Raw genomic sequence first — 8,855 nt, forward strand, 5'->3', positions numbered from 1 at the left:
CCCGATGTAAGTTTCCCACACCCATATCAAGGATCTTGATAGCAAGTTACTTGATAACCAGGGTAAACGGCTCTCTGCCAGGTGAACTGGCGAGCATGCGCACCAAGCGTGCATTGACGGTGGATCGTGGCCCTTCTATTTTCCAGCGACCGACGTCAATACGCGGCGGCCCGATCCGCGGCGCGCCGCGGATATGGAGAGGAGGAGCGCGAATGAGACGATTGACCACGGTGCTGGCTGGTGCCTGCGCCGCGGCGCTCTTTGCCGTCATGACCGTGGTACTCGGATCGCCGGCCGTCGCCGCCACCCTGGTGGAGGTGACCAGCTTCGGCAACAACCCGGGCAACATGCGGATGCACGTCTATGTGCCGGACTCGCACCCGGCCACGCCGGCGATCGTGGTTGCGATGCATGGCTGCGGCGGCTCCGGTCCCGGCTTCTACCAGGGCAGTGAGTTCGCCTCGCTGGCGGATCGATACGGCTTCATCGTCATCTACCCGACCGCCACCCAGTCGGCAGGATTCGGCAACTGCTTCGACACCTGGTCGGACGCGGCCAAGCAGCGCGGCGGCGGCAGCGATCCGGTCTCGATCACCTCGATGATCGACTATGTCGAGCGGAACCATCAGGGAGACCCGAACCGGGTCTACGCCACGGGAAGCTCGTCCGGCGGCATGATGACCCAGCATATGCTCGCCGTCTACCCGGACGTGTTCAAGGCAGGGGCCTCCTTCATGGGTGTGCCCTTCAACTGCTTCGCCGGCGCCTCCGACTATCCGCCCGGAAGCAGCAGGTGCACCGGCGGGAGCATGGACCGAACACCCCAGCAGTGGGGCGATGCGGTCCGCCAGGCGTACCCGGGATATTCCGGCCCCCGCCCGCGCATGCAACTGTGGCACGGCACCAGCGACACCCTCGTGCCCTACTCGCTGCTGCGAGAGTCGATCGAGCAGTGGACCAATGTGTTTGGGCTGAGCCAGACCCCGACCAGCACCGACACCCCGCAGGCAAACTGGACCCGCAGCCGGTACGCCAATCTGTCCGGCACCGGGCAGGTGGAGGCGTACAGCATCCAGGGCGCCGGGCATGCTCTTCCGCAGAGCGGTATGGCCCTCTACGCCATCGAGTTCTTCGGCTTGACCACCAGTCCGACCGACACCACGCCGCCGACCACGCCAGGCACCCCGGTCGCGTCCAACGTGACCGCCGCCAGTGCCACGCTGACCTGGACCGCGTCCACCGACCAGGGCGGCTCCGGCTTGGCCGGCTACAACGTCTACCGGGAGCAGGGCGCCACCGACCCGCAGCTCGGCCAGTCCACCACCACCTCGATCACCCTGACCGGACTGAGTGCCAACACCCAATACCAGGTGTACGTACGGGCGCGTGACGGCGCGGGCAACCTGTCGGGCAACTCCGCACCGGCCACCTTCACCACGGCCGCCACCGGAGGCGACACCACGCCGCCGACCGCCCCGGCCGGGCTCACCGCCTCGGGCACCACCACAACCGGCACCAGCCTGACCTGGACGGCCTCCACCGACGACACCGGTGTGACCGGCTATGAGCTCCTGCGCGCTCCCGGCGCGACGGGCGGCACGTTCACCCAGGTCGGCACCTCGGCCACGACCTCGTTCACCGACACGGGCCTGACTGCGAACACCACCTACCGCTACCAGGTCCGGGCGCGCGATGCCGCCGGCAACGTCTCACCGGTCTCCAACACCGTCCAGATCACCACACAGGGAGGCACGACCGGTGCCTGCTCGGCCACCCCGACCGTGCAGTCCCAGTGGGGGAACGGGTATGTGATCCAGCCGCTGACCATCACCAACACCAGCACCTCGACGATCACCAGCTGGACCGTCACCTTCACCCTGCCGGCCGGGCACACCCTGACCGGCTCATGGAACGCCACCATCACCACCAGCGGCCAGACCGTCACGGTCAGAAGTGTCAGCCACAACGGCACGCTCGCGCCGGGAGCCAGCACCACCAGCTTCGGCTTCCAAGCGAGCAGGCCCAACGGCAACACCGCCCTGCCGTCCGGCTACACCTGCGCCTGACCATCAGCGCGCTTCCCTGATCACGGCCCCGTCATTGGCACGTGGGACCGGGCCGTGATCAAGGGATCCGCGCCGGCGGGAGAACCGGCTGCGTACCGCCATCGTGCTGTGACAGGGCCGGGCGACCAAAATCCCGCGCGAGCCGGCTCGATCGCTCCAATCCCGCGGTACGGCTGGCGGAACCGGTGACCGGGACCGCTGTCAGGGCCACTCGGTGCGCCTCGCGGCCCCGCTTGCCCTCCACCGCGCCGTGCTGGAGCAGAGCGTCGCCCTCGCGGCAGGCGCCGACCCGGCCGCGCGCAAGGCCTACCGGGTGTACTCCACCCTGTGGGGTGCCAATATCCTGTTCATCAGCCTGAGCTGCGAAGTCTTGATGAGTGGCCGGCCCGTCCGATCCCGCATCACCGCAGGTCAGACCATGATCAGCGCCCTGCAGGATTCGAACCTGCGACCGTCGGATTAGAAGCAAGATCTTTTAGTGTCGCGGAGTGTCATTTGACGGTAGTTCGTACCGCCTCGGCGCACATTGCGTGTCAGGCGGTGCCGGGCCCTGACGACGCGTGACGGGGCGTGCGAGCACGCGCCGAGCACGGCGGACGCCCTGATTCGATCATCCTGGATCGCCCACACCATGGATCTTGTACCCACAGCCCGCCAACACTCCACATAGACCCCGGTTAACTGTGCTCGGCACGTGCTCCCGCGAGGACGGCCACGCCACCTCGCCACGTTGGAGATGGCTTCGGCAAGCTGACGGCCGGCGAAGGGCGCGCCGCTCGTCGCCTGCCCTCGGGCCATCACCGAGTCTTCCCGGGAATTTGATTGAGGGCACGAGTCGAGGCGAACCATTCCCCACCGAGGAAGCGCCCGGTAGTCCGGCCAGCAACGCAGCCAGCCCATGGCCGATCGAACTCGACAACCTACGCTCCATTTACCTGCCCCATCGTCACCGGCGTGATCGTGCGTCGGCTCATATACAAAGGCATGCGCTCTCCGTTGCGTCCACGCACGTAGCGAACAAGTCCATGGTCAGCAGGTGTGGCGCACGTGATAGGAGAACGGCGGGCCGGACCTTGCACCAGCTCCGCCAGGCCAGCCGCCCGTGAGCCTGTCACCGCCGATCCATGAGCGGATCTAGCTCAGTCCTCGCCCACGACCGTCAGGTCGTCGCCCAGGGCGGCGGCGATCTCGGCGGCCCTGGAGTGATCGTCCAGCTGGCGGGTCAGGTAGGCGCAGCCGTGGTGGTGCCTGCGCGACCACCAGGCGGCCGAGCCACCGATGCCGCCTTTGGCGATCTTGCCGTGGTCCCGGACGAAGCCCAGTGTCCAGGTGATCCTGGTGCCGAAGACCTCGTCGAAGTCCGTGACCTGCGGGGCGAGCAGTTCGGCGTGCAGCTCCGGCCCGAGCAGGGCGCGCACGGGGCCGTCCTCGGCGGTCAGCTCGGAGAAGAACCGGGCCATGGCCGTGGCAGTGGTGTGGAGGTTGACCGCGCCGAAGACCGCCTGGCGCCAGGCCACGGAGTTCGCCCGTTCGACGTCCAGGGTTCCGTCTGGGATCTGGAGCCATGGCGCGGCGTGCAACTGGCGGGGCCAGTCAGGGTTGGCGTACTCCAGGTCGGCGACCCGCCCCAGCAGGTCGTCCGGCACCCCGAACCACGCGTCCAGCTCCAGCGTGGGCCGCACGACCTCGTCGAACGTCTCCCCCAGCGTGGTGCCGGCGCCCGCGCGCAGGATGCCGTCCACCAGGTGTCCGTAGGTCAGCGCGTGCTCGCCGAGCGACGTTCCTGGAACGTACTCCGGCGCCGCCTTCGCCAGGCTCTCGCGCAGCCCGGCGTCGTCTAGCAGGCCGAGGCCGGCCGCCCCTGCCGGGAAGCGCGGCTGGCCCGCCCGGTGGGTGAGAATGTGGCGCAACGTCGTCCGGTCCTTGCCCCTGGCCCCATACTGAGGCCAGTACCTGGCCACCGGCTCGTCGAGAGCCAGTAAGCCGTCGCGCACCGCCACCAGAGCCGCGAGGGTCACGAAGGACTTCGATAGCGAGTACGGCTGGACAAGGGTGTCGGCACGCCAGGGGCGGCTCCGCGAGGTGTCGGCCCATCCCCCGCTCAGCCGGACAACCTCACGCCCGTCGCGCCAGACCGATACCCCGGCCCCTGTCTCCCGGCCGTCGTGGACGAGCTTCTGGAAGACCTCGCGGACTTTGTCGTATCCGTCCGCGACGAACCCCTCGACCTGAGCCACGCCGGGCTTCCCGGATGCGTCACTCATACTGCACGCCTCCCACACGTCGACTTCTCCCGAACATACCCCCAGCAGGTATGCAGCGCTAGCCTGGAGCCGCGACTTGCCGGACCCGTTGACAGAGCGAAACGCCCCGGCGACCAGTCGTGCCACCGGCGTATCGTCCCCCTGACTCAACACCTGGTCTCCACGGCAAGCACCTCTCTCAAGGCCCTGGCGCGTCCACCTCCAGGGCCAAGCTGCCGCTTAATGGCGGCTATGCGGTGTGTTCCTCCGGCTGCAAGCCCACCAGAAGATTGAAAGCGCCAGTCAGGATGTTCAGGGCAACTACGCCGACGATCTCGGCGATGATCCGGTCGCTCCACCCGTGCGCACGCAGCTCCGCGACGTCGGCATCGGTGATGGAGGAAGGCTCGGCCAGCACCCGTACGGCCACGGCGATCAGCGCCGCCTCCCTGGCGTCGGCGGACGTGCCCTGCCGCGCCAGCGCGATGTCGGCCTCGCTGAGCCCGGCCGCGCGCCCCGCCTCGACGTGCGCCTGCATGCAGGTGCCGCATCCGATCCATTCCTGGACGGCGAGGGAGACCTTCTCGCTGAGGGCCCGCGGCAGCTTGACCCGTTTCATGGCGCGGGACAGGTTCAGGTAGCCCTCCAGCAACGCCGGGGAGTGCGCCATGGTGGCGACCATCTCCCCCACGCCGCCTCTCCTGTCCAGGATGTCCTGCAGCAGCTCCTTCGACTTGCCCGGCGCGGTCGCGGGCTCAAGCGGGGCGAAACGTCTCATGTGTCCTCCTAATGCCGGTCGATGTACCATACCCCCCTACCGTACAAGAAGGGAATGGCGATGGAGCGCTTGTTGGTTCAGCACCTGTCCCACTGGCTGGGCGGCTGGCCCGCGACTACCAAGCTGGACGTCATCGGCTCGCTAGCACGGGAGCGGCCCGGCTGGGACGGCAAGCTGCACCCCGCCCTCGGGGTGTCGAGTCCTGAGGGCGGAGTGTTGTCGGTCCCACCACAAGCCGCCGCGAGCGTGGCCGAGCAGTACGCGAAGGACGGGGATCTCGACCTCGTGGGACCGATGGTCCCTAGCATGGTGGGCTTCCCTGAACGCGGCTGGTTCACCGCCGTCTACCGCTGGACCACCCGCCCGGAGCCCTTGCCCGACGCCGGCGCCTGGATGCCCGCCGACGCGCCCGGCGTGCCCGACTGGTTGCTGCCGTTCGGCGGGGAGGTCCTGGTGGCCACGGACCCCGCGACCGGCGAGCATCTGGCGGGGGTGGGAATCAAGCGGCACGATGCCTACGGGCACGAGTTGGCCGTCGTGACCGCTCCCCCGGCACGCGGCCGCGGCCTGGCGCGCCGGCTCGTCACGCAGGCGGCCAGGCGGGTGCTGGACGAAGGCGCCCTGCCCACCTACATGCACGCGCCCGCCAACCGAGCCTCCGCCGCGGTGGCCGAGGCCGCCGGCTTCCGTGACCTGGGATGGCTCGCCTACGGCACGACCGAGGCCCGCTGACACCCGTCGCTGCCCGTGTCGATGCGCGGCGGCCAGGCTCTCGACGCCTCAGTGTCCGTGGCCGTGCCCGACGAAGGCCGCCGCGGGCCGGCCCGGCGGGACCAGGCCGAGCGACACGACCGCCGCCACGCCGGCGACCACCGCGCACAGCGTCAGCCCGGAGACGAACCCGCCGACGCCGGCCGTGCCGCCAGGCGCCAGGCTCGCCGCGGCCACGGTCGAGACCACCGCCACGCACGATCGAGCCGCCGAGCTCGTGGAAGGTGTTGATGACGCCGGAGGCGACGCCGTTCTCGCCGGGCGGGATGTTGGCCATGGTCGTCGTGGTGGCCGTCACGAACGCCGGCCCGATGCCCAGCGCCGCCAGCACGAACCCGGGCAGCAACGTGACGTACGGGTCGGCGTCCGGCGAGATGCGGGTCATCAGCGCCGCGCCCGCCGCCGTCAGCACGAACGAGGCCACCGCCACCGGCCGCCCGCCGAGCCGGCCGATCAGGTGCCCGCCGGCCTGGGCCCCGATCGTGATGGCGATCGCCACGGGCAGGAACAGCAGCCCGGTCCGCAGCGGGCCGAACCCCATCACCCGTTGCAGGTAGAGCGAGCCGAGGAAGAACAGGCCCAGCATGAGCCCCGTGGCGACGAGCATGACGAACGTCCCGGAGATCATCGGCCGCCTGGCCAGGGTGGCGGCGCGCATGAGCGGCGCCCGTACCGACCGCTCCACCAGCACGAACAGCGCGTAGAGCAGCCCCGCACCAGCCAGCGGCAGCACGGTGCCGGCCGCGCCCCAGCCGGCGTCGCCCGCGGTGACGAGCCCGTAGATCAGCAGGGCAGGGCGCTAGCACCAGCAGGCGGGTCAACGGGCCACCGAGCCGCGCCTGCCTGTGGTGGCGCAGCAGCGCCCCGGGCGTGGCTACCACGTTGAACAGCAGGTTCGTGGGCGTCACCGCCGGGTTGGGCACACCCAGGACGCTGAGCTGGACCGGCAGCAGGAACACCGCACCCGACACTCCTACCGGAGTGGTGACCACCGAGATCAGCAGCCCCGCGCCAAAGCCGACCACGGCCTGCCACCAGCTCAACGGCTCACCGCCCAGATTTCACGTCGGAACGCTGTCAGATCATGCCACCGGACGGCGAGCTTCCCTCACCACTTACTAGTTGTAAGACACAACCATCTGGTTGTATCGTCGAACTATGGTGGATGAACTCGATCTCCAGGAGGCCGTGGCCCGGTTCGTGCGGGCCTTCGGCCTGCACCAGCCGGACCAGACCCCCTGCGGACAGCCCATCCCGGTGTCGGAGGCCCACGCGCTGGGCGAGCTGGCCAGAGACGGGGCCTTGCGGCAGAGCGAGCCGGCGCACCGGCTCAAGCTGGAGAAGAGCACCACCAGCCGGCTGGTCACCCAGCTCATCAACCGCGGCTGGGCCGAGCGCACCCCCGCACCCGACGACGGGCGCGGACGGCTGGTCCAGCTCACCGAACAGGGAGTGAAGGCCGCGGCCCGGCTGGCGGAGGCCAGGGCCGAGCGGTTCTCCGCCGTTCTGAACCGTGTCTCCCAGGGCGAACGCGCCGACGTGCTGCGTGCCCTGACCATCCTCACGGAGGCCATTGATGACACTTAGAGATCGACACGTCCAGGCGCTTCTCGCGGCGCTTGCACTCGTTGCCGTCGCCGCGGCGGCGTACTCACCCATCACCCGGAACGAGAATCAGGCGCTGGCCGCCCGGCAGGCCGAGATCGCGGCCAAGAGTAGACAGGTGATGCCGTTCGACCTGGAGCGCACCACGCACCGCTTCGCCAAGGCGACCACCGGCGGCGTGCAGACGGTCACCTCCGACGACCCCGCCGACGCCGAGCAGGTCAGGTTGATCCGCGAGCACCTGACCGCCGAGGCGGCCGGCTTCAGCAAGGGGGACTATGGCGACCCGGCCTCGATCCATGGCGGCGAGATGCCGGGCCTACGCGAGCTCGAACAAGGCCACAGCCGCATCGACATCCGCTACACCGAGGTGCCCGACGGCGCCCGGATCACCTACACCACGGCCGATACGTCGCTGGTCGCCGCGTTGCACGCATGGTTCGACGCGCAGGTGACCGATCACGGCCAGCACGCCGAACACGGCTGACCCCCCGACGCGCCCCTATATACCGAGCGGGGGTAGGGTTTATAATCACGACAGTGCCTGTGGTGCCCACCTTGCCGCCAACCCTTCCAGCCACCTGGCGAGCGTTCGAAGGCGCGCCACCCCACCACCTCTACCTGGGAGAACCACTGTGATATCGATCCGTCGCGCCACCCCTGATGACGCAGCCGCCGTGCACGACCTCATCCGAGGTCTCGCCGACCACCAAGACCAGGGGTGGGCCATCACTGTGACCGCCGACGACCTGAAGCGGCTGCTCGCCCACACCGAAGTCGGCTATCTGATCGCCGAGCGGGACGGCCAGGCCATCGGTTACGTCTCCTGGCTCCAGCGCATCAGTTTCTGGTCCGGCCAGGACTACCTCCACTTGGACGACCTGTACGTGACCGGCGACGAGCGCGGCAACGGCGTGGGGGAACAGCTCATGCGAGCCATCGCCGAAGTCGCCGACGGCAAAGTGATCCGCTGGGAAGTAGCCGAGGCCAACGTCGCCGCACAACGCTTCTACGAGCGGATCGGCGCCACCCTCATCTCCAAGAAGATCGGCCGTTGGCAGCCGGAGTAGCCCACGCTCCGCCCCGCCAGCGGCACCCTCTGTGCCAAGCTCAAGTGAGACAGATGGGACTAAAATTCCTTAACTGACACGAGTAGGGCGAGAACGGGTATCCACCGCAGTGACCATGACCAGCCATGACCTCCAGCGCGGTACCGGGCCGCGTGCCGACCGGCCCAAGCGGCGTACCTTCACCGCCGCCTACAAGCTGCAGATCGTTGAGGAGTACGACGCGGCGTCGGACGGCACCAAGGGCGCGATCTTGCGCAGGGAAGGGCTGTATGAGTCCAGCATCTCGCTGTGGCGACGCCAGCGTGACAACGGCGAGCTGACC

At 68.9% G+C, this 8,855-nt stretch carries 10 protein-coding genes and 2 pseudogenes; 8 read left to right on the forward strand and 4 right to left on the reverse strand.

The window, feature by feature from the left end; genetic code table 11:
• Positions 1-212 precede the first annotated feature (212 nt).
• Together ACIBVN_RS51075 and ACIBVN_RS51080 are read left to right on the forward strand one after the other, a co-directional pair.
• Positions 213-2,066: a PHB depolymerase family esterase gene (locus ACIBVN_RS51075; protein ID WP_397148540.1), complete on the forward strand. Its 1,854-nt coding sequence runs from the start codon at positions 213-215 to the stop codon at positions 2,064-2,066.
• A gap of 250 nt (positions 2,067-2,316) precedes the next feature.
• Entirely contained in the window at positions 2,317-2,529 is a 213-nt protein-coding gene (locus ACIBVN_RS51080) for a hypothetical protein (protein ID WP_397148542.1), read from the forward strand.
• A 676-nt stretch (positions 2,530-3,205) separates the two neighbouring features.
• Here ACIBVN_RS51080 and ACIBVN_RS51085 read toward each other — a convergent pair.
• Positions 3,206-4,330, reverse strand: coding sequence for a serine hydrolase domain-containing protein (locus ACIBVN_RS51085; protein ID WP_397148544.1), 1,125 nt, complete (start codon positions 4,328-4,330; stop codon positions 3,206-3,208).
• 229 nt (positions 4,331-4,559) lie between these two features.
• Entirely contained in the window at positions 4,560-5,087 is a 528-nt protein-coding gene (locus ACIBVN_RS51090) for a carboxymuconolactone decarboxylase family protein (protein WP_397148546.1), read from the reverse strand.
• Positions 5,088-5,147: 60 nt separating this feature from the next.
• Between ACIBVN_RS51090 and ACIBVN_RS51095 the strand changes: the two genes are divergently transcribed.
• Positions 5,148-5,819 carry a GNAT family N-acetyltransferase gene (locus ACIBVN_RS51095; protein ID WP_397148548.1) on the forward strand — a complete coding sequence of 224 codons (672 nt, stop codon included), beginning with the start codon at positions 5,148-5,150 and terminating at the stop codon, positions 5,817-5,819.
• A 48-nt stretch (positions 5,820-5,867) separates the two neighbouring features.
• On the opposite strand, the gene ACIBVN_RS51100 is transcribed toward ACIBVN_RS51095, so the two are convergent.
• On the reverse strand, positions 5,868-6,047 hold the full coding sequence (locus ACIBVN_RS51100) for a hypothetical protein (protein ID WP_397148560.1): 180 nt from the start codon (positions 6,045-6,047) through the stop codon (positions 5,868-5,870).
• A 70-nt stretch (positions 6,048-6,117) separates the two neighbouring features.
• A pseudogene (locus tag ACIBVN_RS51105) lies at positions 6,118-6,591 on the reverse strand (MFS transporter); the annotation flags it as partial.
• 137 nt (positions 6,592-6,728) lie between these two features.
• On the opposite strand from ACIBVN_RS51105, the gene ACIBVN_RS51110 reads away from it, so the two are divergent.
• The 5 genes and pseudogenes from ACIBVN_RS51110 to ACIBVN_RS51130 form a co-directional block, all read left to right on the forward strand.
• Positions 6,729-6,980, forward strand: coding sequence for a hypothetical protein (locus ACIBVN_RS51110; RefSeq protein WP_397148550.1), 252 nt, complete (start codon positions 6,729-6,731; stop codon positions 6,978-6,980).
• Between the two features lie 36 nt (positions 6,981-7,016).
• On the forward strand, positions 7,017-7,445 hold the full coding sequence (locus ACIBVN_RS51115; protein WP_397148552.1) for a MarR family winged helix-turn-helix transcriptional regulator: 429 nt from the start codon (positions 7,017-7,019) through the stop codon (positions 7,443-7,445).
• Positions 7,435-7,950 carry a hypothetical protein gene (locus tag ACIBVN_RS51120; protein WP_397148553.1) on the forward strand — a complete coding sequence of 172 codons (516 nt, stop codon included), beginning with the start codon at positions 7,435-7,437 and terminating at the stop codon, positions 7,948-7,950. The genes ACIBVN_RS51115 and ACIBVN_RS51120 overlap by 11 nt, the downstream gene beginning before the upstream one ends.
• A 148-nt stretch (positions 7,951-8,098) precedes the next feature.
• The gene (locus ACIBVN_RS51125) at positions 8,099-8,533 is read left to right on the forward strand and encodes a GNAT family N-acetyltransferase (RefSeq protein ID WP_397148555.1); all 435 of its coding nucleotides are present in this window, start codon (positions 8,099-8,101) and stop codon (positions 8,531-8,533) included.
• 160 nt (positions 8,534-8,693) lie between these two features.
• A pseudogene (locus ACIBVN_RS51130) lies at positions 8,694-8,855 on the forward strand (IS3 family transposase); the annotation flags it as partial.

Origin of the sequence: Nonomuraea sp. NPDC049400 (assembly GCF_044466425.1) — a bacterium.
Taxonomy (GTDB): Bacteria; Actinomycetota; Actinomycetes; order Streptosporangiales; family Streptosporangiaceae; genus Nonomuraea.